This is a genomic window from Comamonas sp. Tr-654, assembly GCF_011752915.1.
GTDB lineage: Bacteria > Pseudomonadota > Gammaproteobacteria > Burkholderiales > Burkholderiaceae_C > Comamonas.
The window spans coordinates 452,350-475,851 of the sequence record NZ_VWWQ01000001.1 but is presented as its reverse complement, the minus strand read 5'-3'; the positions used below and the strand labels follow the sequence as shown (position 1 = coordinate 475,851).

The following is a 23,502-nucleotide window of genomic DNA, read 5'->3' as shown; positions in this document are numbered from 1 at the left end:
ATCTTATCTTTGCTATCAATTTGATTGTTGATGTTATTGCTGCATAAGCGCTCGTAGCCTGCGACATGTTTTTGTGACAGCCGTCACATGGCTTTGTCGCAGCCATCCGCCGACCATCGGCGCATGGGTCTTTACAGCCACCTCACCACCGAACAGCTCACCGCCCGGCGCGACAGTTATCTGGCCGCCATCGATGCGCGCCTGACCGGCCCCACGCAGGCCAGCCATAGCACCGACGGCGTGGGCGCGCGCTCCGTGCAGTTCAATGCCGACACGACTCAGCTGCGCCGCGCCATTGATGACATCAACGCCGAACTGGCCCAGCGCAGCGGCCAGGCCGTGCGCAAGCCCATCTACCTGGTGTAAGCATGGGCCGCAATACACGCCAGAACCAACCAAGCCGCCAAAGCCGCAGCCGCACGTCGTTGGCGGCGTCGCTGGGCGCAGCTGCGCTCAAGGGTGGGGCGGCCATGTCGGCCTACCAGGGCGCATCGCACACCGACCTGGCCCTGAGCGACTGGCAGCCCATGGCGGGCAGCGCCGATGCCGACCTGCTGCCCGAGCTGGGCACGCTGACCAGCCGCGCCCGCGACCTGGCTCGCAATGACGGGCTGATGGCCGGCGGCCTGCAGACCCACCGCGACAACGTGGTGGGAGCGGTGCTGCGCCTGTCTGCCGTGCCCGACTACCGCCTGCTGGGCTGGACGCCCGAGCAGGCCCGCGAGTGGGGCAACAAAGTTGAGGCGCACTTTCGCAGCTGGGCCGACACCACGGATTGCGACGCCGCCCGCACGCTGGATTTGCTGGGCCTGACGGTGCTGGCCCTGGGCGGCGAGATGGTGAACGGCGATGCCGTGGCCATCCCCAAATGGCTGCCCCGGCCCGACAGCCCCTGGGCCACGCGGCTGAGCGTGATCGAGGCCGACCGGCTGGAGACACCGCCGTACCTGGAGGGCATGGCCCGCATTCGCCGTGGCGTGGAGCTGGATGGCGAGGGCGCGCCCGTGGCCTACCACTTTCGCGCCGCGCACCCTGGCGATGCGCTGTACCTGCGCGGCGACGAGGCGCAGGACCTGAACCGCTGGGAGCGCGTGCCCGCCTTTACCCCCTGGGGCCGCCGCCGCGTGGTGCACCTGCATGCCAAGGAGCGCACGGGCCAGAGCCGGGGCAAACCCATTGTCAGCGCCGTGATGCGCGAGTTCCATATGGCGGGCAAGTACGCCCAGAACGAGCTGCAGGCCAGCCTGGCCAATTCGCTGGTGGCAGCGTTTCTGGAGTCGGATTTGAGCCAGGAGGCAGCGTCGGCCCTGTTCGGCGACCAGGCGCGCGATGTGTGGAAGGAGTCTGTTACCCAGTCGCGCAGCATCGGCAAGCTGCAGGCCGGGGCGGTGATTCCGCTGCCCGTGGGCGCGCGGCTGCAGTCGTTTGCGCCGGGCCGGCCCAATGTGGCCTTCGAGGCCTTCATGCTGGCGGTGGAGCGGCGCATTGCCGCAGGCATGAACCTGCCGTACGAGCTGTTTGCCAAGGACTTCAGCCGCGTGAACTACAGCAGCGCCCGCGCTGCGCTGCTGGAGGCATGGCGCTATTTTCACGGCCGCCGCCGCTGGCTGACCACCACCTGGCTGCGGCCCATCTACGAGCTGTGGCTGGAAGAGGCGGTGAACGCGGGCGTGATCGACGCGCCCGGCTTTTACGCCAACCGCTATGCCTATACCCGCTGCCGCTTTGTGTTTGGCGGCAAGGGCTGGGTGGACCCGGTCAAGGAAGTGCAGGCCGCCAAGCTGCGGCTGGAGATTGGTGTCTCCACCCTGGAGCAGGAATGCGCCGAGCAGGGCCTGGACTGGGAAGAGGTGCTGCACCAGCAGCGCCTGGAGGCCGAGTGCCGCCGCGAGCACGGCCTGCCCGAGCCCGGTGCCACCACCTGGATAGCCAACACCGCAGACAACGGCGGCGACAAGGAAGAGGGCGCACCCGCCCGAAAGGATGCGCCATGAACCGCCAAATTAACCGCCAGATGAGCAGACCCTATCCGCATCTGGCCGACCGCCTGTTCAACACCCCGCTGCTGCTGCACCCGCAGAAGCTGGACGCCATCATCGCCGGCCTGGGCCAGCGCCTGCTGGGCACCGACGGCTTGCAGATCGATGCCGCAGCCATCAGCCCCCGCGCGGCTTTGCCCGCAGAGATGTTTACCACCCGCAAGGGCGAGCGCACCGAGCGCGGCTACCGCGTGAACGAGGGCGTGGCCGTCATCAGCGCCATGGGCGGCCTGGTGCACCGCACCCGGCTGGAGGCCGACAGCAGCCTGCTGATTGGCTACAACGACCTGGCCGCCGATATGGAAGATGCCCTGGCCCAGCCCGAGGTGCACGCCATTGCCCTGGTGCTGGACAGCCCGGGCGGCGAGGTGTCGGGCGCCTTCGAGCTGGCAGACCGCATTTATGCCGCACGCGGGCGCAAGCCCATTGTGGCCGTGGCCGACGGCATGGCGGCCAGCGCTGCCTACCTGGCCGCCAGCGCGGCAGACGAGGTGGTGCTGACCACCACGTCTTACGTGGGCTCCATCGGCGTGGTGATGCGCCATGTGGACTACAGCCGCGCGCTGGCCAATGAGGGCATCAACGTCAGCCACATCTTTGCCGGCGAGCACAAGGTGGACGGCAACCCCTACCAGCCCCTGCCCAACTCGGTGCGCGAGCACCTGCAGGCAGACATCGAGGGCCTGTACCAGATGTTTGTGCAGGCCGTGGCCAGGCACCGCGGCATGCAAGAGCAGGCCGTGCGCGACACGCGCGCCGCCGTGTACCGGGGCGTGGCCGGCGTGGCTGCGCGGCTGGCCGACCGCATTGGCACGGCAGACGCCGCGATTGCCGACCTGTCCGCGCGCCGCGCTCGCAGTTACCCCGCAGGGGCGGGAATGTCATTTCAACTTCAAGGAGCTTCTATGGGCGACCCCCAAACCATTCAACCGGCAGCGGCTGCACCTGCCGAACCTTCTACGGCAACGGTTGCAGCGCCCGCCGCTGCATCGGCTGCTGCACCTGTGGCGCCTGCTGCTGCGGCTGCCCCGCAAGGCCTGGAGCAGGCCCGCGCCGAAGGCGCACAGGCCGAGCGTGCCCGCGTCAGCGCCATCCTGGGACACGCCAATGCAGCGGCCAACCCGAGCCTGGCGCAGACCTGCATTGCCGGCGGCCTGACGGCAGAGCAGGCCCAGGGCGTGCTGGATGCCGCACCGGCTGCTGCCGTGGCCGCTTTGGCACCCGCAGCCACCAACCAGTTTGCCCAGGCCATGGCGGCGCTGGGCAACCCCAATGTCTCGGGCGTCGAGGCGGCCAGCCCCGACGGCTCTGCACAGGCGGCCACCCAGGCCGCAGCCGGCTGGGGCAAGGCCTTTGGCACCGCACCTTAACCCAACCCCCACCCATAGGAGCACGCACCATGCAAGTGCAAGAACTCGGCCCTGGCACGGCCTGCTATTTGGTCAGCGAGGCCAACGGCACCCGCTCGCGCGAAGTGGTCACTATCGCGCAGGGGCAGAACCTGCTGCCCGGCGCTGTGCTGGGCAAGGTCACTACCACCGGCAAATACGTAGCCGTAGACCCTGTCAATGGCAGCGGCGAAGGCGGCACGCCCGACGGCAGCCAAACCGCGGTGGCCGTGCTGTTTGTCGCCGTTGACACCACCGCCGCTGAAAAGCCCGGCGTGATCACCGCCCGAGACGCCGAAGTGGCCGCCCATGCGCTGGCCTGGCCCGCAGGCACGACCGAACCCCAGAAAACCGCTGCCCTGGCCCAACTGGCCGCCGTGGGCATTGTTGCGCGCTGAAGCCGCGCGAGAAAAAGGACTACCGATATGGCCGATCTCAATATCTTTGCGCACGAGGCATTCAGCATGACCTCGATGTCCACCGCCATCCAGGCCGCGCCCTATGCGCCGCAGCTGCTGGGGCAACTGGGCATCTTCACCACCGAGCGCTCCCGCACTACCACCGTGGCGATCGAGGAAAAGGGCGGCGTGCTGTCCCTCATCAAGACCAGCCCGCGCGGCGCGCCGATTGAAGAAGGCAAGGGCGAAAGCCGGCGCATGCGCCACTTCGACACGCTGCGCATTGCGCGCGGCAAGACGCTGTATGCATCGTCGGTGCAGAACATCCGTGCCTTTGGCTCCGTCAGTGAGCTGCAGGCCGTGCAGAACGAGCTGGCCGACATCATGAACGGCAAGACCGGCCTGCGCGCCGCCGTGGAGCTGACGCACGAGCACATGCGCCTGGGCGCCGTGCAGGGCAAGGTGCTGGACGCCGACGGCACCGTGCTGGTGGATTGGTATGAAGAGTTCGGCATTGCCCAGCCTGCCGAGATCAACTTCGACCTGGCCAACGCCACTGCCGAAGGCGGTGAGATCCGCAAGCAGTGCAATGCGCTGATCCGCGACATGATGCGGGCCAGCCATGGCGCCTGGCTGCCCGGCCAGACCTATGCCGTGGGCCTGTGCGGCGACAACTTCTTCGACGACCTGACGGGCAATGCCGAAACCCGAGGCACCTACCTGAACCAGCAGGAGGCACGCGACCTGCGCAACGACGTAGGCCAGGTGTTCGGCTCGTTTCGCTACGGCAACATCCAGTTCATCAACTACCGCGGCACCGACGACAACAGCACCGTGGCCGTGCACCCGGACAAGTGCCAGTTCTTCCCCGTGGGCGCGCCGGATGCCTTCCGCGTCGGCTTCTCGCCGGCCGAGTCCTTCCCCTTCGTCAACACGCCCGGCCAGGACGTTTACGCCATGGTGGTGACGGACAAGGACCGCCAGGAGTGGGTGCGCCCCGAGGTGCGCAGCTACCCGCTGTTCATGTGCACCCGCCCCGGCATGCTGCAGCGCGCCAAGCGCAAGGCCTGAGCATGCTGGCAAGTACTGCACCTTTTGCGCAGGTGGATGCGCTGATCAACCTGGGCGTGAGCCAGCTGCTGGCCAATGCCACGGCCAGCTGGCAGGGCGGCAAGCCCTTTGGCGTGGTCTTCAACCGCACGCCGCTGGAAGGCTTTCTGGCCGATGCCGCCACCGCCGAGCGCCACACCGTGGCCATGCCGGTTGCCGACGCCCCCGGCATTGCCGAGGGCAGCACCGGCCTGCTCGTGGGCGGCCAACCCTGCCAGGTCACCGGGCCGGTGGTGCAGGACGCCAGCGGCTGGGCCGTGTTCCCCATCGTCTTCCTGAACTGACTGCCATGTTGTTGCTTGAACAAGTCATCAAGTCGCGCCTGGCAGAGCGCAGTGCGCTGGCCCCCTGGCAGGTGCGCGGTGCATCGCAGCTGTGCGACCGCACGCAGGTGCCGGCCATCGAGGTGCGCATGTCCGGCGCGGGCCTGGGCGATGTCTCGCGTGAGGCTGCCCAGCTGGAGCCGCGCTGGTCCTGCGTGCTGGTGAACCGGCGCAGCGACACCGCTGCTGCCGAGCTGGACGCCGCCATGGAAGAGGTGGTGGGCTGCCTGCACGGCTGGCGGCCAGCGGTGCCGGGTGGCCGCGCCTGGTCCGAGCTGCGCGCCGCTGGCGTGCGCGAGGCCGAGTTTGTGGACGCCGGCCTGGTCGGCTATGCGGTGGAGTTCACCACCGTGTCTGTTTTCGAGTCGCTGGACGCCTGAGGCCGGCGCCGTTCAATCTTTCAAAGGAGCTAGCCATGGCTGCACTGCCCCGCGTCAAGAAGGAATATCAGATTCCGCGTGGACGCCTTGTTTTCTATCCGTTCGATGCGGCGGGCCGCCTGCTGGGCGGCCGCCAGTTCGGCAACTGTCCGGCCTTCTCTTTGAGCGTGGAGGGCGACAAGGCCCCGCATTACAGCTCGCAGGGCGGCCTGCGCGAGAAGGACGAAGAGGTGCTGATCGAGATCACCCGCAAGGCGGCCATCACCACCGACAACATCAGCGGCAGCAATCTGCGCATGTTTCTGTCCGGCACGGCCCAGACGCACACCCAGGCCTCGGCTACGGTGGCCGACGAGGCGCACACCGTGGAGCCGGGCGGCATTTACCGCCTGGGCGTGACTGCAGCCGCTCCCACCGGCGCACGCAAGCTGAGCACTGTCACCGTCAAAAGCAAGGACGGCACCACGACCTTTGCAGCGGGCACCGATTACACGGTGGATGCCGACCTGGGCCTGCTGCAGATCGCAGAGGGCGGCGAGATCAACGCGGCCACCGAGGTGCTGGTGGGCTACACGGCAGCCGAGACCAGCTGGGAGCGCATCAAGTCCGGCAACGGCGCGGATCTGAAGGGCGCGCTGCAGCTGATTGCCGACAACGCCCACGGCACCAATCGCGACTGGTGGTTCCCCAGCGTGGCCCTGTCGCCCACGGGCGAGCTGCCGCTGATTCAGGACGGCACCGATTACAGCCAGTTCGGCTTCGACGTGGAAGTGCTCAAGCCCGACAACGGCGAGGCCGTCTATGTGGACGGCCGCGCAGCGCTGATTCCGTAACGCCTTTATCCAGACCACCCGGCTTGCCGGGACGGTTTGCACTGCGGCCCGCAAGCGCCGGCTGCAGCGCAGACCGAAGCAACCACTTTCATTCAAGCTGAGACGCCATGGCCTTCAAGCCCATTCAGATTGTGATCAACGCCAAGGACGATGCGTCTGCGGTGCTGAGCCGCCTTGGGCGCAATGTGAAGCTGCTGAGCGCTACGGTTGCCGGCTACTTCGGCATCAAGGCGTTTGCAGGCGTGGTGCAGAGCGCGGCAGACTTTGAAGCGGCCATGAGCCGTGTCAAGGCAGCCACCGAAGGCTCGGCCGCAGAAATGGCTGCGCTGACCAAGGCTGCCCAGGCGGCGGGTAGCAATACCAGGTACACATCGGTGCAGGCGGCTGGCGCGCTGGAGAACCTGGCCAAGGCAGGCCTGAGCGCGGGCGACTCCGTCAAGGCGCTGCCCGCCGTGCTGGCCCTGGCCCAGGCGGGTGATATCGAGCTGGGTAAATCCAGCGAGTACGTGACCAAGGCCGTGATGGGCATGGGTCTAGAGTTTGATGATGCTGCTCGTGTGGCCGACGTACTGGCCAAGGGCGCCAACGCCACCAACACCAGCGTGGAAGGGTTGGCCCAGGCGCTGAGCTATGCCGCGCCGGTTGCCAATACCCTGGGCGTGAGCCTGGAGAGCACGGTCGCCATCATCGGCAAGTTTGCCGACGCAGGCATCGACGCCAGCCGGGCGGGCACGGCGCTGAACTCCATCATGAGCCAGTTTGCCAACCCGCTCTCCAGCTTCCGCAAGGAACTGGGCGCGGCAGGCATAGTCACCACCAACTTTGAAGAAGCGCTGCACCAGCTGGCCGCCAAGGGCAAGGACGGCGAGCGTGCCATCAATGCCGTGGGCCTGGAGGCCGGGCCCGCGCTGCGCGCCTTGCTCAACCAGGGCATGGGTGCGCTGGATGAGCTGACCGGCAAGCTGCGAGAGGCGGGCGGCAGTGCCGAGGCCACGGCAAAGACCATGGCCGACAACCTGAACGGATCGCTCAAAGGCCTGAGCAGCATGTGGGAGACCGTGACCCAGGTGCTGGGCAAGCCAATTTTGCCCGTGGTGCGCAAAGGTGTGGACGAGCTGACTGGCGCACTGCGCAAGGCGGTCGAGAGCGGTCTGGTGGAGCGCTTCGGCCAGACCCTGGCCACGGCCTTTGAGAACGGCCTCAAGTTCTTCCGTGCATTTGCGGCCAACGTCAACTTTGACACCGTGATCCTGCGTCTGCAGGTCTTTGCCAGCGAGACGGGCGAGACGCTGCAGCGCATCGGCCAGTACGCGACCAACGCAGGCAACACGGTGCAGCTGGCCTGGGGCGTGATGACGGCGGGCGTCAATGGCGTGCTGACTGCCATCTACGGCCTGGGCGCAGCGTTTGCGCAGATTGCCTCGAAGGTGATGGAGGGCGTAGCCCAGCTGCGCAGCGGCCTGGCATCCGTCACCTTTGGCGGCCTGAGCGAGAGCTTTCGCCTGGCGGCGGCTGATGCCGAGGAGATGGCGGGCGCCTTTGGTGCCTCAGCAGATGCCCTCAAGGCCAAGGCCGAAGAGTCTCTGCAGCGCATGGCCGACGGCGCCCAGACGGCGCGCGATGCCTGGGGCGGCTTGACGGGGGAGGTTACTGCGGTCGGCAATGCTGCTGCAGCGGCAGCCCCCTCCATCGAGTCGGTGGCTGCAGGTATCGAGGCCACGGGCAAGGCTGCAGCCAAGGCGGCGAAGGACGCTGCCGCCAAGGCCGAGGCCGATAGCGTTGCGGCCGAGAACCTGAAGAAGCTCAGGGCCGAGTACGAGCAGCTGATCGCCAGCGGCAATCTGGACGCCGCCGGGCGCAAGCTGCAGGAAATTGCCAAGGCCCAGAGCGCAGCCGCCAGCACGGCCCAGGATGCGGCGCAGTCCACCGCGCTGCTGGAGCAGGCCTACAAAGACCTGGGCATGACCACCAACGAGGATCTGCAGCGCATGGCCAAGCAGGCGCGTGCTGCGTTTGATCAGTTGGAGAAGGACGGCAAGCAGCCGCCCATGCGCATTGCAGAGGCCTGGAAAGCCATGGCCGACAAGGTCATAGCGGCCAATGGCGGCATTGCGCCCGAATGGCTCAAGACCCAGGCCGCCGTCAAGGGCTACGAGGTCGCGGTGGACGATGCGGGCAATGCTGTGCTCAACACCGACCGCGCAACTGCGAAGGCCGTCAGTAGAATGGTCAGCGGCATGGGCCGGGTGCGCGATGCAGCCGACGGCGTGCAGGAGAGCATGCGCGGCATCGAGCACGCATCGGGCCGCGCTGCCCACGCAGCCCGTCAATGGGAGCAGGGCGGCCCGCGCAACTTTGTCGAGGAGCGCAATGCCGGCGTGAATGGCTCGCCAGGCGTCATGCGCCAGAACACCGGCCCGCTAAGCCTGGTGCCCCAGTTCCAGACCCGTCAGGAGCTGGAGGCTTGGTGGAAGCAATGGCAGAACCAGTATGCGCAGGACAACCCTTTTTCAGTCAAGAGCAGCGGCGCACTGGGCAACTATCAATATGACTTGACCCAGTTTGCGGTCACGCAGGCGGGCAGAGCCATCGACCTGCAGCAGGCCGCTGCCAATGCAAGGCCAAAGCAGGAGGCGGAGCGTAAGCCAAGCGCTCCCAGCTCAGTGCCTCGGGCGCCTGCCCCTGTTGCGGCCCCTGCTGCTGCCGCTCCCCAATCCGTCATCACCCACAGGCATGAGGTCGTGATTGGCGGCCGTCAATACAACGTGGGCACGGATGCAGCAGGCAGCTCAGAGATGCAGCAGCTGATGGCCGCACTGGAGCGGGATGCCAATTTGTCGGGAGGTGTTCACTGATGGCCGGCCATTTTCTCGCGGGCATCGAGCTGCCGCGCGGCATGTTGTGGGTGGACGAGTTCAACTGGTCTGCGGTGCAGAAGACGGTTGAGCGCGGCATCACTGGCGCCCAGATCATTGATGCGGCTGCCCGTATCGAGGGCCGGCCCATCACCTTGCAGGCTGCGGAGGATCAAGGCTGGATTCGTCGTGCAACGCTGCTGAATGTGCAAGCCCTGGCCGACGAGCCAGGTGCGCAGTACCCGCTGCGCCTGGCAGACGGCCGCGAATTCACTGTGCAGTTTGCGGCAGACGACCCGATTGCCGCTGCGCCCATCTCCCGGCCAGAGCTGCCCGCCGCCACCCATCCCTATGTCGCCACGCTGCGGCTGATCACTGTTTAAGCGAGAAGAACAATGCCCATTTTGCAAGGCGACATCCAGCTGCGTGCCAGCCGAGTCATGGACGATGTGCCCGAGGGTGGCGGCGGGCCGTCCAACGTCGTGATCGAGTCCGGCCAAGAAAACGCCATCATGCCGGACGTCTCCGAGATGGACCGCGCACTGGGCCGCGACAACATGCGTCAGATGTTTGTGGGCGTAGATACCGAAGACCGCGACACCTACCAGGGCAGCAATGTCATCGTGGCAAAGCCTCCCGAAGATCCCAATATCTCCATCACCCTGTTTGCCACGGGCGGGGTCTATGACACCCGCGCCCAGGCGCAGGCCAGGCTTGAGGCATACCTCAACAAGGGACCGGAGTGGGCGGGCTATCTCTATGAGGACCACATCCAGGGCCAGCGCGTCATTCAGATCTTCCAGCGGCCCGGCACGGAGCTGCCAGCCACGGGTAAGACGTTGGTGCTGGTCGGCAATGAAGGCTTGGCCAATGAGCAGGAGCAATATGTCCGCGCCATTCGCGTGACCAGTCAGGAGCGCTCCTTTACCTATGACACAGACAAAGACTACAAGGCGGTGATTGTCTCGGTCGAGATCTCGGACGCGCTGCGCTACGGCTTCACCGGATCGCCGGCAAGCCGCCAGTTCACGCGCCTGGCCAACAGCGCCCGCTTGCGCGATACGGTGGTGGCCGATGCGGGCAGCTATGTGGGCGTCACGCCCCTGCAGCAAGCTGCCGCCCTGGGCGACTTCACCATCATCGCCAAGACGATCATGACCCAGATCGTGCCCTCGGCCCAGAGCGAGACGCCCATCCCTGCGGCCATTCCGTATGCGGCGGCAGGCTTCCCGGTCTCTGCGGCCGAGGCCGTGAGCTTCAGCACCGCCCAGACCTGGAACACCACTACCAGCCTGGCCCTGCCCGGTGGCTGCCTGCCGGGTTCGCTCTCCATCGTGGTGGGCGGCGTCACGTTTACCGACAAGGGCGGCATTCTGATGTCGGGCACCCAGCAGATCGGCCTGGTGGACTATGCCAACGGCATTGTTACGTCCAGCTCGGGCAGCTATGACGGCACCAAGACCATCAGCTACCGGCCCGCTGCCTATATGCAGCGCATGCCGCAGTCCAGCGAGATCCGCATCACGGCAGAGAACCGTAGCCAGAGCTATACCGGCTTCATCACGCCCCTGCCGGCGCGCGGCACCTTGTCTTTCAGCTACCGGGCGCAGGGCCGCTGGTATGTGCTCTCGGACGCCGGCGACGGCGCGCTGCGCGGTACTGACTCCAGCTATGGCGCGGGAACCTATAGCGCCGAGACCGGCAGCTTTGTCGTCACGCTGGGGGCCTTGCCCGATGTGGGCAGCTCCATCGTCCAGCACTGGGGCGTGCCGACCCAGGAAATCGTTCAGCCCGCCGTCGATCTGCTGATCAGCCAGACCATTGCCCTGGCCCTGCCTGCGGGCCAGGCGCTCTATCCCGGCGCTTTCTCCATGACCTGGATGGATGGAACGAATCAGCGCACGGCCACGGCCACTGCCGCCTGGCAGTTGCAGGGCGATGCCACGGGCGAGGTGAGGGTGGGCCGCTCCGAAGTGCTGTTTTCGCCCAAGCTGCTGCCCGCCGTGGGGACGGTGCTCGATGTCACGGTCGACACGGCTCCTGCGGTCGAGGTGAACCTGCAGCACCCCTCGCGCAACGGCCAGGGCCGCCTGGCGGTCTCGGCAGGCCAGGGTGCGCTTGTGCCTTATACGGTCGAGGTGGAGTGGAACACGCTGACCGACCAGAGCGTGCTGGGTCTGTACACCCGCGACCAGCTCAAGGAAATGGGCGTGACGCTGGTCGACCCGACCCAGATCGCCCGCGATGACGGCGCTGGCAAGCTGATGCTGAGCGGTGCGCAGGTCGGCACGGTCAACTACAGCACGGGCGCGGTGGACTTCAATCCTGATGTCGTCATCAAGATCCCCAAGCCTGTCTATTCATCCAGCCAGGTCAGTGGCGGCGGCTTCAATGGCGAGGTCGCCCAGTACCGCCTCAACTATGAGGGCATCGAGTACTTGAATGCCCCATCGATCTACCCCAATGACGAAAGCGGCTACGTCAAGATCCGGTTTCGCACCGCAGGCAGCGCAACGCGCCGCACGCTGCAGGTCACGTTTGCACCCGAGTTTGACCTGGTCACGGGCGTGCAGGCTCCGGTCGTGCCTGGCTCGGTGCTGCTCATGCCCTCCAGCGGTCAGCCCTGGAGCGATGACGGCAGGGGCGTGCTGCGAGTACTGACCTCGGGCGGCTTTGTGACACGCGGCAGCATCAACTACGCCACGGGACGCGTGGGCCTGACCTCGTGGACGCCTGGCAATGCGAACACACTGCGCCGTGCAGGCTGCATCACCACGCTGGGCGATGCCATCAGCAGCGCCTATGTGTTCCGCACAGCGGCGGCTCCGCTGCGCCCCGGATCGTTGACCGTTCAGGTTCCCCGTGCGAGTGGTGGCTCGCAAAACGTCAGCGCAGGCATTGACGGCACCATCTCGGCCCCCGGCGTGGTCGGCACGGTGGACTATGAAACCGGCCTGGTGCGCCTGGGCTTTGGCACTCTGGTCGTGGCGGCGGGCAATGAGGCCGAGCCCTGGTATGACGCGGCCAACGTGCAGCCGGACGGCAAGATCTTCAAGCCGCAGCCTGTGGTCGCCAGCGCCTTGCGCTACACGGCGGTGGCCTATGCCTATTTGCCCATGAATGCGGACATCATCGGCATCGACCCGGTGCGCCTGCCCAGTGACGGCAAGGTGCCGATCTTCCGGCCTGGCACGCTGTGCGTGGTGGGCCACACCAAGACCAGCGCCCAGCTCAACGTCAGCAACAACCAGACCATCAACCTGGCCCGCGTGCGCCTGTCCCGCGTGGTGGTGAGGGATGCCAACGGCAAGACCCTGAATACCGGCTATTCGGTGGATCTGGAGGCCGGCCTGGTCACCTTTACCGATGTGTCCGCCATGACCATGCCGGTGACGATCGAGGATCGCATCGAGGACATGGCGGTTGCCACCGATGTGCAGATCTCGGGGGAGATCACCTTTAACCGGGCATTGACCCATGACTACCCCAAGGATGGCACCTATGTCTCCAGCGCCTTGCAGGCCAGCGACCGCTTCGCGCGGGTGAGCCTGGTGTTTGAGCAGCAGACCTGGATCGATAACGCCTGGGCAGATGCCCCCAGTGGGCCAGGGATTGCAGCCAAGTACGACCAGAGCGTTTCCCCGATAGAGATCACCAACGCAGGCGGCAGCACCGAGCGCTGGGTGCTGCAGTTCACCTCTACCACGCAATTCCGCGTGATTGGCGAGCATGTGGGCGTGATTGCCACGGGCGACATCAACAGCGTCTGCTCGCCGCTCAACCCGGCCACGGGCAAGCCTTATTTCACGATCAAGCCGCTGGGCTGGGGTAGCGGCTGGGCCGTGGGGAACATTCTGCGCGTCAACACCGTGGGGGCCATCTACCCCTTCTGGGTCGTGCGAACCATCCAGCCCGGTCCAGAGACCGGCATCGAGCACAGCTTTTCCATCCTGGCGCGCGGCGATGTGAACCGCCCGCAGTCCAACTGAAGAACCTGAGAGAGCGGAGAGAGATATGGCATCCCCTGTAGATACCAGCGTCAAGCACGCATACAGCTCCATGACCGGAGCGCCGGCCATTGGCGGCACGGTCGGCTCTCTGATCGGCGCGCTCGATGCATTCCTGGTCAATGGCTGGGGCGCAAAGGCCGTGGATTCGGCGGTCATCAGCAACGGCGTTTGCCGCCTGAACTTTGCCAGCGGCAAGAGTGCGGCCGAGGCACACGCCGTCATTCTGGTGACTGGCGCAACCCCCTCGGCCTTGAATGGCGAGCAGAGGGTGACGGCTGTCGCCAATGGCTGGGTGGAGTTCAAGACGGCACTGCCGGACGGAGCCGTCACGGGCTCCATCAGTTTCAAGATGGCCCCGCTGGGCTGGGAGAAGGTCTTTGCGGGTACGAACAAGGCCGTCTATCGGCAAATCGATCCGGCCTCGACGCGTATGTACTACCGCGTTGACGATAGCAATGCCTCGTATGCCAGGGTGCAGATGTACGAGGCCATGACAGACGTGGACACGGGTGTTGCAGCAGCGCCTACGACTGTCACAGGTGGCTACTACTGGCACAAGCGCTACAGCTCGGGCACCTCCTATTGGGTGTTTGCCGGTGATTCGCGCGGTTTTTACCTTGTCTTGTTTCCGTATAGCACCACGCCGACGAACGCCAGCTATGCCGGTATTTCCTGCTACGCGGGCGACCTCAATAGCATGCGCAGCGGGGATGCCTGGTGCGGGGTGGTGACTGGGGCGACCGACACCGAATTTACGCAGACCAGCGGCTGCATCTTCCAGACAGCCGGATCGACGGGCATTTCCATCAAGCGCCTGGCGCACGGCATGGGCGGCGCAGCTCAATGTATTCGCAGAGCATTCGGCAATGTCAACGTCGTGTCTGGCTCGGATAGCTATCTGGGCACGTTTCCGTCCGTGGTCGACAACAGCCTGCAGCTGTCCGCGATTCATCTGACGGATGGCCCATCTACTGCACCGAGCCGGGGGGTCATGCCAGGCGCTTACCACTGCCCTCAGTCCAATGTACTGGCGTCGCTGGGCGGGAACGTGGCCCTTACAGCTGGGCAAGGATCATTTACCGGAAAGCAGGTGCTGAGCTTTGCTGTGGGGGTCCCTGCGTCCACGACTGGGATAGGTTTTCTTGAGGTAACCGGCCCCTGGAGGTCTTGAGATGGCTGTCTTTCGCTTGATCGGCATTGACGCGCGAGGGGAGTGGCTGGACATCTCCGAGCTGCAGCTGTGGGCGCAAGGCCAGCGCGTCGATGCGGGTGCGACGATCTCCAGCAGCCTGCCCCCGCTGGCTGGCGATGTCTCCAGCCTGCTCGACGGCAATCCCGCGACAGGCTGCCGGTGGGCCGCGTCTGATGTCCGTGCGCCTGGGTTCTGGATACAGCTCGATCTCGCTGGCGACCGCGTGGATGAGGTCTATGTCGGTGGGGCGTTGCTTCCCGCCCGAATGACGGTGCTGCGCCCCGGCACGACCCAGCCTTACACGGCATGGCCTGCGCTGGTATCTGGTGGTGCATGGTTTCGGGAGGGCGGCAACGTGCTGTCGCAGCTCCTGGCCGCCTCGCCGGCAGGAGCCTGGGGCCTGGATGCGGCGGGCGCAACGCAGGCCGACCTGGTCGGATCGCGTACCGGCACCCGCACGGGTGGCGTCACCTCTTCGACGGTGCTCACTGTCGGCCTGTCGGGTTCGTTTGAGCCGCAGAGCAGTGGGCTGGTGGTGATTCCTGCCCAGGGCGTTGATGCGGGGAATTTTTCTCTCGTCATCGACCTGCAGACCGACACAGACCTAAACCTCGTGATTGCCGAGCATGGCTCGGATAACAAAGGGTGGTCTTTGCAAACCGCAGGCCAAGGCCAGACCGTATACGGAGCGGTACCGGGCGGCATCATTGTGGCTGTCGGATTAAATGCAGGCGGCGGGCTGACCATGACGACTACCGCTATCAATGACGGTCGGCCCCGTCGCATCGTGTTTACCTATAGCGCCCAAGGCGGGCGCAGGCTCTATGTCGATGGCGTGCTGAATTCACGGGACTATGCAAACTCCGGTGGGCCTGTCTACAACAGCTCGGAGCTGCATGTGGGTTCGCGTGCTGGCGATGTTGGCTTGCCTGCTGGCTCTTTGATGAGTGCCTTTGCGATTTTTAACCGCGCCCTGTCGGCTGCGGAGGTTGCGAGTGTGTGCACCGATCCGCGCATCACTCAAACACTGTCCATGCAGCGGCATCGTCCCTTGTCTGTCCTGGGATCTCGCCCCGTCTCTCAAGGGCTTCAGACCATGAGCACGCCCCGCACACGCAAGCTGATCGACGTGGAGTGTGGTGGCCAGGGGCGCATCTATGGAACCGTTGCCAGAAAGAGCACACCCGCCAATGTGCCGCTGCGCCGCCGTGTGCGCCTGCATCGCAGCGTCGATGGCTATCTGGCGCGTGAGACCTGGAGCAAGGCCGACGGCTCCTATGAATTCCGCGAGATCTCCACGCGCTACGAGTGGGATGTGATCGCCTGGGATCACGAGCTGCAGGAGTACTCGACCGTCGCCAATAACCAGCTCGCGGAGGTTGCATGAGTGATCTGCCAGCCTTCGAGATCTCGGCGGCCCATGCGCTGGCCCGCCTGCAGGCTACGGCCAACTTTGCGGACTCCGGGCCTGCCGCGTCGACTATCGCCCTTTATGACGGCGCCGAGCAGCTGCTGGTGACGCTGACGCTGACCAAGCCCTGCGGCCAGATCACCGAGGCGGGCTATCTGGTGCTGACCCAGGCCAGCGGCGGCGGAGACATGATTCTGACCAGTGGGCAGGCCGCCATCGGCGTCTGGAGCACCAGCGAAGGCAAGCTGATCGGGCGCGGCCTGGTCACGGACGAGGTGGGCACCGGGCACTTCAAGCTGCTGGGCACCACCGGCACCCAGCTCTATGCGGGCGGCAAGGCCATCCTGGGCGAGACAAGGATAGCCTGATGCCTGCCGTCGACCTGATCTTTAATCGCGCATTCAAGACTGGCAACCCGGTCGAGCTGGTGTTTGGCGACGTTGGCGGCGGCGGGCAGGTGCCCGATGCAGCGCTGGCCGTTGCCGCGCGCATGCCGGGTCTGCGGGTCAGATCCCTGGTGCATGTGCGCAAGGATCTGGTCGCAGCGGGCCGCATGCCAAGCCTGCGCTGCAGTGCGGTCGTTCGCTACAACACCGATACGCCCCGGCCTGTGGTGGCCGAGGTGGCTGCCAGTGCCCAGCAGGCGCAGCCTGTGACTGAGGGCTGGATCTCCGGCTGGCAGGACACGGATGCACTGCCTGCGGGCTGGGTGTCGACCGCTCAAGGCGCCATGCCCATCCTGGAGCAGTTCGGCGTTGCCTGGCAGGACGGTCAGCGGCAACGGGTGGCCCTGCAGGGGCGGTTTCAGCAGGCGCAGGCGCTGCCTGGCGCGTCAACCCAGGCCCGCTGGCAAGAAGGGCAGGGCGTGCGCGTGGGCCTGCAGGCCTCGGCCGAGGATGCCGTGCCCGTTCGCGCTGGCTGGGCCGTGCGGTTTCAGGAAAGCCTGCGCGACCGTCGCCGCATGGTCGACGCAACGGCCCAGGATGCGATGGGTCTGCAGTACGAGCTCACCACGGGCGCAGGCCCATCGGTGCCGCTGTACCGAGGATTTGAGGGCCGCTATCAGCAGGCCATGAGGCCGCCTGCAGGCAAGTCTCAGGTCAAGCCGCCAGAGCCAGAGAAGCCCGGCTGCTATGAGCAACTGGTGGGCGGCCCCATTCGTTTGCTGTTCTGCAGGTCTTGGACTGCTTCGGCAGATCTGCTGTTCATGTGCTGCAAGGCCGTCGGGCCAGAGCCGCAGCCCCAGTTCGTCATTCCACTGCTGCCCGTCTATATGCAAGTCCACAACCTCACGGCGCATCTGCTGCCAAGCCTTGAGCCCGTAGTGCTCACTGACGTTTCCATTGCTGCAGACGACGACAGCTATTGCTGGAGCCTGTCTGCCAACGGCCCCGAGCATCTGCTGGACCAGCTCGCGCCCGTGGGCGGGCTGCCGCAGCGGCTGCAGGTCGGCATTGACGGCATGCAGTTTGTCTTTGCCGTCACAAGCACCGCGCGCAGCCGCTCGTTTGACCGCCGCCGCGTGGCCGTGCAGGGCATCAGCGTCACGGCCATGCTGGGCAGCCCATACATGCCCAAGCAGGCCTGGCTCTCCACCTCGGTGGCAACGGCGCAGCAGCTGGCGGTGAGCGCGCTGGAGTTCAGTGGGGTCGATCTGGACTGGCAGATCCCCGACTGGCAGGTGCCCGCCGGCGCCTGGAGCTTTCAGGGCACGCCGCTGCAGGCCGTGCTGCGCATGGCCCAGTCGGTCAATGCCGTGGTGCGCAGCCACCGCACGGCAGAGCAGCTCATCGTCGCACCGCGCTACCCGGTGCTGCCGTGGGAGTGGGGCGCGGCCGTACCCGATGTGCAAATGCCTGCGGCCGTCATCGTGACGGACGAACTGCGCCCGGATCCGCGTGCCGAATACAACGCCATCTATGTCGCCGGCGGCAGCGTGGGCGGCGTGCTGGGTCATGTGGTGCGCAGCCTCAGCGCCCGCGACAAGCTGGCCCCGCAGATTCAAGACGACCTCATCACCCACGCCGACGCCGCCCGCATGCGCGGCAGCTGGGCGCTGGCCGCCAGCGGCAACAAGCTGCAGCACAGCATCAGCATGCCCGTTCTCACGGGCGGCACCAACCCGGGCATCTTGAACCCCGGCCAGCTGCTGGAGGTGGCCGACACCGACGGCACCTGGCGCGGCCTGGTGCGCGTCGTCAGCGTCAGCGCATCCATGCCCCGCGTGCGCCAGCAGGTCACCGTCGAAAGGGTCGCCGCATGAGCACCAACCTCTACAAGCGCCTCAAGGCCCTGCTGCCCGACGACCCCGTCATGACCGGGCAGATCAGCGCCGTGTTTGCCGACGGCACCGCACTGGTCGCGCTCGAAGGCGCAGCAGGTCTGCTGCGCGTGCGCAACCCGCTGGGCATTGCCAACGGCGTGCGCGTCTATGTGCAAGGCGGTGCCGTCACTGGCCCCGCGCCCGCCATGCCCTATGTGCTGATTGAAGTCTGAAAGAAGAAAGGAAGGGAATGGACGACTACGGCAACGAGCTGCCGGCCACCACGCTGCAGCAAGTCAACAAACGCTTTAACCAGGGGAGTGAACGCATGGCTGCCATCGAACGAGATTTGAAAGCCGCAACCCAGGGCTTGCATGAGGTGCGACAGGAACTGCACCAGCGCAACCAGCAGATGGCCGAGCTGCTGGAATTTTTCACCGCCATGAAAGGTGCCTTCAAGGTGCTCAACTGGGTGGGCAAGGTCGCAAAGCCGCTAGCCGCCATCGTCATGCTGGGTGGGGCCTGCGTGGCCTTCTGGACGGCCCTGAAAGGAGGGGCAAGCCGATGAACTGGAAAGAAAAGCTCCTGGCTGCCATCGGCGGTGCTGCCGTGGCCCTGGCCATACCTCTGGTGCAGAAGTACGAAGGCACCGTGTTGCGCAGCTACCGCGACCCGGTGGGCATCGTCACCGCCTGCACCGGCCACACCGGCCCTGAACTCAAGATGGGCCAGACCTACACCCGCCAGCAGTGCGAGGAAATGCTCTACAAGGACCTGGCCAAGCACGCCGACGCCTTGAGCTGCGTCACCGCGCCGCTGACCGACGGCCAGCGCGCCGCCTTTGTGAGCTTTGCCTTCAACGTGGGGGACGAAGCGTTTTGCCGCAGCACCCTGGTGCGCAAGGCCAATGCGGGCGACATCGACGGCGCCTGTGCCGAGCTGAGCCGCTGGACCTACGCTGGCGGCAAGCAGCTGCCCGGCCTGGTCAAGCGCCGCGCGGCAGAGCGCCAACTGTGCGAGGCGGGCCTGACATGACCGGCGCATCCCGCATCTGGCCATGGCTGGCCTTGGCCCTTGCCCTGCTGTTGGTCCTGCAGAACCACCGCTTGGCAGGGGTCGAAGTATCCCAGTCAAAAAAGGTCGCAGCCCAGGCGCAGAAAGCGCAAGCTGCTATGGAAATAAAAACCGCAGGGCGACTGCAGCACGCCGCAGGACAACAGGAAAACACCCATGACTACACGCAAGAAATGGCCCGCCTGGAAGCTGGCCGCGCTGCTGATGCTGCCCGCATTGCAGGCCTGCAGCACGACATCCGCAGTGCCGCCACCCGTAACGCCCAGCTTGCCGGTGACGCCACTGCCTGCCGAGATCTCGCAGATCAGCACCAGCGACTCGCAGCCCTTGCTGGCGAAGGCGCGGGCGTGGTTGGCCAGCTTGTCGGACTGGTCGAGCGCAGAGACGCCCAGGTCAATGCCTTGAAAGGTCAGGTGCGGGTGGACAGGCAACTGCTGGCTACGCACTGAGCCAGCCTGTCAGGATTGCGATTCGCGTTGGCGGTACTTAAAACCGGAACGTTGCCCCGATGATCGGGCCGCTCTGGCTGAAGTCGAGCCGCTTGCCCCCATCGCGGTAGTCCACGCTCAGGTGGCGGTAGCCGACGGAGACAAAGATGTTCTCCTTGACCTGGTAGTTCACCGAGGCATGAACCTGCCAGGTGAGCTTAGAGCCCACATCCAGCCCGCCCATATCGGCATACAGCAAGCTGGACCAGCGCGGCGCAATGTCGTAGCGCCAGCGTGCGGCGACCACGGGGTCGACGAACGAGGTGTTGGACTGCGCCGACGCCACCCCCGGCACGTTCACCTCGGCCCTGATCTGCCACAGGCGAAAGCCCGCCATCAGGTCAAAGCTTGACTGAGGGTTCAACGCCCAGTTGTGCCCGCCGGTCATCGTCAGCGAGGTTTGGCGAATCTTGGCATGGGCGCTCAGGCCCAGGGGCAGGGCGGCCTTGTCCGATGTGGCCGCGTAGCTGAAGTCGCCCTGCAGCACATAGCTGCCCTTGCGCGCCGTGCCGTTCACAAAGGCGGCGGCGTCCAGGTTCTCCAGAATGTCCGAGAACGACTTGTTCACGTCGACTGTGGGCGCGCCCCTGAATGGGCGAACGCTGCCGTCCAGACCAGTCATCCACACATAGGGCGTAAGCTGAAAGCGCCATGCGTCGGCCGCTTCCTTGTCCTGCGCCCAGGCCGGCGTGCCGGCCAGCAGGCCCATGGCCAGCGCTGCTGCTGCCGTCTTGATGTGCTGAGTCATTTGTCTCCCTTACAGCGTGTTCTTGTGCACCTTGCCGTCCTTCATGATCAGGCGCAGGTTCTGTTCCGGGTTGGCCAGAAAGTCCAGATTCACCGTCGGGTCGCCGTCAGCCACCAGCAGGTCGGCAAACGCACCGGGGGCGATACGGCCCAGCGGCTGGGGGTAGGGGTTGCGCTCTCCCGACAGGGCCAGCAGCTCGCCGTTGGTGCCCGTGGCCTGCTTCAGCAGCGTCATAGGGTCGTAAAAGCGCGTCAGCTTGGCCAGCTGCCGGCCCTGCGTGGCCGTGCCCTTGGGGCTGAACAGAATGTCCGTGCCCCAGCCGGTCTTGATGCCGTACTTCTGCGCCATCTCATAGGCGCGCACCGTGCCTTGGGCCACGCGCGACTGGCTCTCGCGGCGCACGGCGTCGGTGTAGGGGTTGGCATCCTCGTCCTGCAAGAACGGCTGCAGGCTCCACCACACACCCTCGTCGCGCATCATCTTGACGCTCTCTTCATCGGCCAGTTGGCCGTGCTCGATGCTCCTCACCCCCGACTTGATGGCCCGCTTGATGCCCTTTGGCGTGTACACATGCGCCATCACATAGGTGTTCCAGTCGGCGGCGGCTTCCACGCCGGCGCGCAGCTCCCTCTCGGTGAACTGGGTGCTATCCAGCGGGTCGTACAGCGATGCCACGCCGCCGCCCGCCAGCATCTTGATCTGCGATGCACCTAGCATCAGCTGCTCGCGCACGCGGCGCAGGACCTCGGTCTCGCCGTCTGCAATCATGGCCACGCCGACTTGCTCCACCATGCTCAGCGACTCATTCGCTGCACGCGGGATATCGCTGCGCAGGCGAAAGTCGCCATGGCCCGAGGTCTGAGAAATCATCGCACCGCTGGGGTAGATGCGCGGGCCGGGCACCATGCCCTCGTCGATCGCGCGCTTGAGCGCAAAGGCCGGCCCGCCCGCATCGCGCACCGAGGTAAAGCCGCGCATCAACGTGCGCTGCGCCTCTTGCGCGGCTGAGATATACAGATAGCCCAGATCGGCCGTCATCGCCGTCATCTGCGGCACGGCCGCCAGCATGGTGTGCCAGTGCGTATCGATCATGCCCGGCATCACCAGCTTGCCCTGGCAATCGATCACCTGGGCGCCTTCCACCTTTTCTCCGGCAGAGGGCAGGGCGGTAATCATCTTGCCCTGGATCAGCACCTGCACGCCCTGGCGCACCGACTTGCCCGTGCCGTCAAACAGGCGCAGATTGGTCAGCAACACGGGGCGGTCGGCCTGCCTGGGCGTGCCGCCCGCACCGGGCTCGGCCGCATGCAGGCCCACAAACGGGGCCATCATCGCGGCCACCCCGCCCACAAACATGCGGCGCGACATATCCGTCATCACCCGCTCATGCAGCAACTGGCACACCACGCTGCCGCAGGTGCAGGCTCTGGGGCGAATCGGGCCCGTCTTCCAGGCCAGGTCGGCGTCGGTAGCGATTGCGTTACTCATCTGCTCTCTCCCCTCATGCTGAATGAACAAAGACGCCCCGGCAGGCGTGACAAATGGAACCACCAGTTCACAATTTGATGCACCGATGCTACACGACGATAGGCGCATGAAAAACGCCCCGTTGCGCCAGGGCACCGGGGCGTCGATTAAACTTTGAGAACAGCGCAAATCTGCCGCGCTGCCGCAGGCCGGGCTTAAACCACTGGCCTATGCACCAGCACCGGAACGCTGCTATTTACCAGAACGCGCTGGGTTTCGCTGCCCAGCAAAATGCCGGCAATGCCCTTGCGGCCGTGCGATGCCATGCAGATCAGGTCGCATTGGCTGTCCTTGGCCTGCTGGATGATGGCCTGGTGCACCGAGAAGTTCATCGTCCGCACCGTCTTGCAGTTCACCCCCTCGGCCCTGGCAATGTCCTGCACCGCCTGCAGCACCTTGTCGGCCATACGCTCGGCGTCTTTTCGCAGCTCGCTGGGGTTGTAGGCCACCATGCCCTCGCCGCCATACATCAGGGCTGAATAGTCCGGCATCACATACAGCACCGTCACCTCGGAGCCTTGCTCCTTGGCCAGCTGCAGGCCCGCATGCAGTGCAGCTTCTGAGAGTTTCGAGCCGTCCGTAGGAATCAGAATGTGCTTGAACATTTTCAGCCTCCTTGCGCGCCAGCGCGTATGTGGTTGGTAGTCGATCCGAACCTTTACCAGACCCATACTCACACTCTGGGGCCGTCAATGCAACACCTGGAGTCAATATTCAATCAGCCATGGCACGCGCCTGATGCAACGCGCCGGGGTTGGGTAGCATGGTGGCGTTGTCTTCATCCTTCAGATGGCAAGGAAGTCCCATGCTCAACACGGATACCGTTGCGAAGAGGTTGTTTGGCGCCTCCGCAGATACCTTGGACGAAAGAGCGCTCAAGGTTGCCCAGCACATAGCGCGGCGCAAGCACATCTCACGCAATGTGGATGAGGAGCTGGATCAGGCACCGCCCACCTTCGGCCAGCGCGCGGCAGATGCCGTCGCCACCTTTGGCGGCTCCTGGGCCTTTGTGCTCCTGTTCTGCGCAACCATGGTGGCCTGGGTCGGCCTCAACGCCTTGCTGCTTTGGGCACGCGGCTCAACCTTCGATCCGTACCCCTACATTCTGCTGAACCTGTTTCTGTCCATGCTGGCCGCCATACAGGCGCCCATCATTCTCATGTCGCAGAACCGCCAGGCAGACAAGGACCGCATTCGCGGCGAGCATGACTACGAAGTCAACCTTAAGGCGGAGCTGGAGATCATGCTGCTGCACCAGAAGATCGACGAGCTGCAGAAGACGCAGTGGAGCGAGCTCATCACCATCCAGAGCGAACAGCTGCAACTGCTGCGCCGGCTGGCGGAAGGGCACCGGCCCGTCTAGCCACGCAGGCATTGTGCGTGGTGCTCTCGCATCCGCTGTGCAGATCGCCATCAGCGGCTAGGGCGGTAGTACGATTCGCCAATGGCAACTTGGAGTGGGT

The 23,502-nt window shown here is 65.5% G+C and carries 23 protein-coding genes; 19 read left to right on the top strand and 4 right to left on the bottom strand.

All coding sequences use genetic code 11. From position 1 onward, the window contains the following. Window positions 1-87 precede the first annotated feature (87 nt). From F3J24_RS02045 to F3J24_RS01960, 18 genes are all read left to right on the top strand, one after another. A complete protein-coding gene (locus F3J24_RS02045; RefSeq protein WP_240154207.1) occupies window positions 88-366 on the top strand; it encodes a hypothetical protein in 279 nt (92 codons plus the stop codon). Between the two features lie 2 nt (window positions 367-368). Further along, window positions 369-1,994 (top strand): phage portal protein, encoded by a 1,626-nt coding sequence (locus F3J24_RS02040; protein WP_167002276.1) that lies wholly within the window; start codon window positions 369-371, stop codon window positions 1,992-1,994. Beyond that, window positions 1,991-3,409, top strand: a complete 1,419-nt coding sequence (locus F3J24_RS02035) for a S49 family peptidase (RefSeq protein WP_240154206.1) — start codon at window positions 1,991-1,993, stop codon at window positions 3,407-3,409. The genes F3J24_RS02040 and F3J24_RS02035 overlap by 4 nt, the downstream gene beginning before the upstream one ends. A 29-nt stretch (window positions 3,410-3,438) precedes the next feature. Further along, window positions 3,439-3,825: a head decoration protein gene (locus F3J24_RS02030; protein ID WP_167002274.1), complete on the top strand. Its 387-nt coding sequence runs from the start codon at window positions 3,439-3,441 to the stop codon at window positions 3,823-3,825. 27 nt (window positions 3,826-3,852) lie between these two features. Next, on the top strand, window positions 3,853-4,896 hold the full coding sequence (locus F3J24_RS02025; RefSeq protein ID WP_167002272.1) for a major capsid protein: 1,044 nt from the start codon (window positions 3,853-3,855) through the stop codon (window positions 4,894-4,896). Window positions 4,897-4,898: 2 nt separating this feature from the next. Continuing rightward, a complete protein-coding gene (locus F3J24_RS02020; RefSeq protein WP_167002270.1) occupies window positions 4,899-5,219 on the top strand; it encodes a hypothetical protein in 321 nt (106 codons plus the stop codon). A 5-nt stretch (window positions 5,220-5,224) separates the two neighbouring features. Further along, the gene (locus tag F3J24_RS02015) at window positions 5,225-5,638 is read left to right on the top strand and encodes a hypothetical protein (protein ID WP_167002267.1); all 414 of its coding nucleotides are present in this window, start codon (window positions 5,225-5,227) and stop codon (window positions 5,636-5,638) included. A 35-nt stretch (window positions 5,639-5,673) separates the two neighbouring features. Next, a complete protein-coding gene (locus F3J24_RS02010) occupies window positions 5,674-6,471 on the top strand; it encodes a hypothetical protein (protein ID WP_167002265.1) in 798 nt (265 codons plus the stop codon). Window positions 6,472-6,578: 107 nt separating this feature from the next. Next, window positions 6,579-9,326: a phage tail tape measure protein gene (locus tag F3J24_RS02005; protein WP_167002263.1), complete on the top strand. Its 2,748-nt coding sequence runs from the start codon at window positions 6,579-6,581 to the stop codon at window positions 9,324-9,326. Continuing rightward, window positions 9,326-9,709, top strand: coding sequence for a hypothetical protein (locus F3J24_RS02000; protein WP_240154205.1), 384 nt, complete (start codon window positions 9,326-9,328; stop codon window positions 9,707-9,709). The genes F3J24_RS02005 and F3J24_RS02000 overlap by 1 nt, the downstream gene beginning before the upstream one ends. A 12-nt stretch (window positions 9,710-9,721) precedes the next feature. Continuing rightward, a complete protein-coding gene (locus F3J24_RS01995) occupies window positions 9,722-13,315 on the top strand; it encodes a hypothetical protein (protein WP_167002262.1) in 3,594 nt (1,197 codons plus the stop codon). Between the two features lie 25 nt (window positions 13,316-13,340). Continuing rightward, window positions 13,341-14,507: a hypothetical protein gene (locus tag F3J24_RS01990; RefSeq protein WP_167002260.1), complete on the top strand. Its 1,167-nt coding sequence runs from the start codon at window positions 13,341-13,343 to the stop codon at window positions 14,505-14,507. Window position 14,508: 1 nt separating this feature from the next. Next, the gene (locus F3J24_RS01985) at window positions 14,509-15,915 is read left to right on the top strand and encodes a LamG domain-containing protein (RefSeq protein WP_167002258.1); all 1,407 of its coding nucleotides are present in this window, start codon (window positions 14,509-14,511) and stop codon (window positions 15,913-15,915) included. Beyond that, window positions 15,912-16,307, top strand: coding sequence for a hypothetical protein (locus F3J24_RS01980; protein ID WP_167002256.1), 396 nt, complete (start codon window positions 15,912-15,914; stop codon window positions 16,305-16,307). Before F3J24_RS01985 ends, F3J24_RS01980 begins: the two co-directional genes overlap by 4 nt. Further along, window positions 16,307-18,202: a hypothetical protein gene (locus F3J24_RS01975; protein ID WP_167002254.1), complete on the top strand. Its 1,896-nt coding sequence runs from the start codon at window positions 16,307-16,309 to the stop codon at window positions 18,200-18,202. Before F3J24_RS01980 ends, F3J24_RS01975 begins: the two co-directional genes overlap by 1 nt. Next, window positions 18,199-18,435 carry a hypothetical protein gene (locus F3J24_RS01970; RefSeq protein WP_167002252.1) on the top strand — a complete coding sequence of 79 codons (237 nt, stop codon included), beginning with the start codon at window positions 18,199-18,201 and terminating at the stop codon, window positions 18,433-18,435. The genes F3J24_RS01975 and F3J24_RS01970 overlap by 4 nt, the downstream gene beginning before the upstream one ends. Window positions 18,436-18,452: 17 nt before the next feature. Next, a complete protein-coding gene (locus tag F3J24_RS01965; RefSeq protein ID WP_167002250.1) occupies window positions 18,453-18,770 on the top strand; it encodes a hypothetical protein in 318 nt (105 codons plus the stop codon). Continuing rightward, on the top strand, window positions 18,767-19,237 hold the full coding sequence (locus F3J24_RS01960) for a lysozyme (RefSeq protein ID WP_167002248.1): 471 nt from the start codon (window positions 18,767-18,769) through the stop codon (window positions 19,235-19,237). The genes F3J24_RS01965 and F3J24_RS01960 overlap by 4 nt, the downstream gene beginning before the upstream one ends. A gap of 95 nt (window positions 19,238-19,332) precedes the next feature. Here F3J24_RS01960 and F3J24_RS01955 read toward each other — a convergent pair whose 3' ends face one another. The 4 genes from F3J24_RS01955 to F3J24_RS01940 form a co-directional block, all read right to left on the bottom strand. Beyond that, a complete protein-coding gene (locus F3J24_RS01955) occupies window positions 19,333-19,722 on the bottom strand; it encodes a hypothetical protein (protein WP_167002246.1) in 390 nt (129 codons plus the stop codon). Between the two features lie 40 nt (window positions 19,723-19,762). After that, entirely contained in the window at window positions 19,763-20,512 is a 750-nt protein-coding gene (locus tag F3J24_RS01950) for a YfaZ family outer membrane protein (RefSeq protein ID WP_167002244.1), read from the bottom strand. Window positions 20,513-20,521: 9 nt separating this feature from the next. Continuing rightward, the gene (locus tag F3J24_RS01945; protein ID WP_167002242.1) at window positions 20,522-22,000 is read right to left on the bottom strand and encodes an amidohydrolase family protein; all 1,479 of its coding nucleotides are present in this window, start codon (window positions 21,998-22,000) and stop codon (window positions 20,522-20,524) included. A 194-nt stretch (window positions 22,001-22,194) separates the two neighbouring features. Beyond that, window positions 22,195-22,644, bottom strand: coding sequence for a universal stress protein (locus F3J24_RS01940; RefSeq protein WP_167002240.1), 450 nt, complete (start codon window positions 22,642-22,644; stop codon window positions 22,195-22,197). Between the two features lie 200 nt (window positions 22,645-22,844). Here F3J24_RS01940 and F3J24_RS01935 point away from each other — a divergent pair, with 200 nt between their 5' ends. Then, window positions 22,845-23,402 (top strand): DUF1003 domain-containing protein, encoded by a 558-nt coding sequence (locus F3J24_RS01935; RefSeq protein WP_167002238.1) that lies wholly within the window; start codon window positions 22,845-22,847, stop codon window positions 23,400-23,402. Window positions 23,403-23,502 lie beyond the last annotated feature (100 nt).

What these genes read in the sequence shown, in the direction of transcription:
- F3J24_RS01935 (WP_167002238.1), top strand. Translation starts at nt 22,845, where the DNA reads ATGCTCAACACGGATACCGTTGCGAAGAGGTTGTTTGGCGCCTCCGCA.
- F3J24_RS02045 (WP_240154207.1), top strand. Translation starts at nt 88, where the DNA reads ATGGCTTTGTCGCAGCCATCCGCCGACCATCGGCGCATGGGTCTTTAC.
- F3J24_RS01980 (WP_167002256.1), top strand. Translation starts at nt 15,912, where the DNA reads ATGAGTGATCTGCCAGCCTTCGAGATCTCGGCGGCCCATGCGCTGGCC.
- F3J24_RS01970 (WP_167002252.1), top strand. Translation starts at nt 18,199, where the DNA reads ATGAGCACCAACCTCTACAAGCGCCTCAAGGCCCTGCTGCCCGACGAC.
- F3J24_RS01990 (WP_167002260.1), top strand. Translation starts at nt 13,341, where the DNA reads ATGGCATCCCCTGTAGATACCAGCGTCAAGCACGCATACAGCTCCATG.
- F3J24_RS01965 (WP_167002250.1), top strand. Translation starts at nt 18,453, where the DNA reads ATGGACGACTACGGCAACGAGCTGCCGGCCACCACGCTGCAGCAAGTC.
- F3J24_RS01950 (WP_167002244.1), bottom strand. Translation starts at nt 20,512, where the DNA reads ATGACTCAGCACATCAAGACGGCAGCAGCAGCGCTGGCCATGGGCCTG.
- F3J24_RS01975 (WP_167002254.1), top strand. Translation starts at nt 16,307, where the DNA reads ATGCCTGCCGTCGACCTGATCTTTAATCGCGCATTCAAGACTGGCAAC.
- F3J24_RS02005 (WP_167002263.1), top strand. Translation starts at nt 6,579, where the DNA reads ATGGCCTTCAAGCCCATTCAGATTGTGATCAACGCCAAGGACGATGCG.
- F3J24_RS02000 (WP_240154205.1), top strand. Translation starts at nt 9,326, where the DNA reads ATGGCCGGCCATTTTCTCGCGGGCATCGAGCTGCCGCGCGGCATGTTG.
- F3J24_RS02035 (WP_240154206.1), top strand. Translation starts at nt 1,991, where the DNA reads ATGAACCGCCAAATTAACCGCCAGATGAGCAGACCCTATCCGCATCTG.
- F3J24_RS02015 (WP_167002267.1), top strand. Translation starts at nt 5,225, where the DNA reads ATGTTGTTGCTTGAACAAGTCATCAAGTCGCGCCTGGCAGAGCGCAGT.
- F3J24_RS02025 (WP_167002272.1), top strand. Translation starts at nt 3,853, where the DNA reads ATGGCCGATCTCAATATCTTTGCGCACGAGGCATTCAGCATGACCTCG.
- F3J24_RS02020 (WP_167002270.1), top strand. Translation starts at nt 4,899, where the DNA reads ATGCTGGCAAGTACTGCACCTTTTGCGCAGGTGGATGCGCTGATCAAC.
- F3J24_RS02030 (WP_167002274.1), top strand. Translation starts at nt 3,439, where the DNA reads ATGCAAGTGCAAGAACTCGGCCCTGGCACGGCCTGCTATTTGGTCAGC.
- F3J24_RS01940 (WP_167002240.1), bottom strand. Translation starts at nt 22,644, where the DNA reads ATGTTCAAGCACATTCTGATTCCTACGGACGGCTCGAAACTCTCAGAA.
- F3J24_RS02040 (WP_167002276.1), top strand. Translation starts at nt 369, where the DNA reads ATGGGCCGCAATACACGCCAGAACCAACCAAGCCGCCAAAGCCGCAGC.
- F3J24_RS01960 (WP_167002248.1), top strand. Translation starts at nt 18,767, where the DNA reads ATGAACTGGAAAGAAAAGCTCCTGGCTGCCATCGGCGGTGCTGCCGTG.
- F3J24_RS01985 (WP_167002258.1), top strand. Translation starts at nt 14,509, where the DNA reads ATGGCTGTCTTTCGCTTGATCGGCATTGACGCGCGAGGGGAGTGGCTG.
- F3J24_RS01945 (WP_167002242.1), bottom strand. Translation starts at nt 22,000, where the DNA reads ATGAGTAACGCAATCGCTACCGACGCCGACCTGGCCTGGAAGACGGGC.
- F3J24_RS02010 (WP_167002265.1), top strand. Translation starts at nt 5,674, where the DNA reads ATGGCTGCACTGCCCCGCGTCAAGAAGGAATATCAGATTCCGCGTGGA.
- F3J24_RS01995 (WP_167002262.1), top strand. Translation starts at nt 9,722, where the DNA reads ATGCCCATTTTGCAAGGCGACATCCAGCTGCGTGCCAGCCGAGTCATG.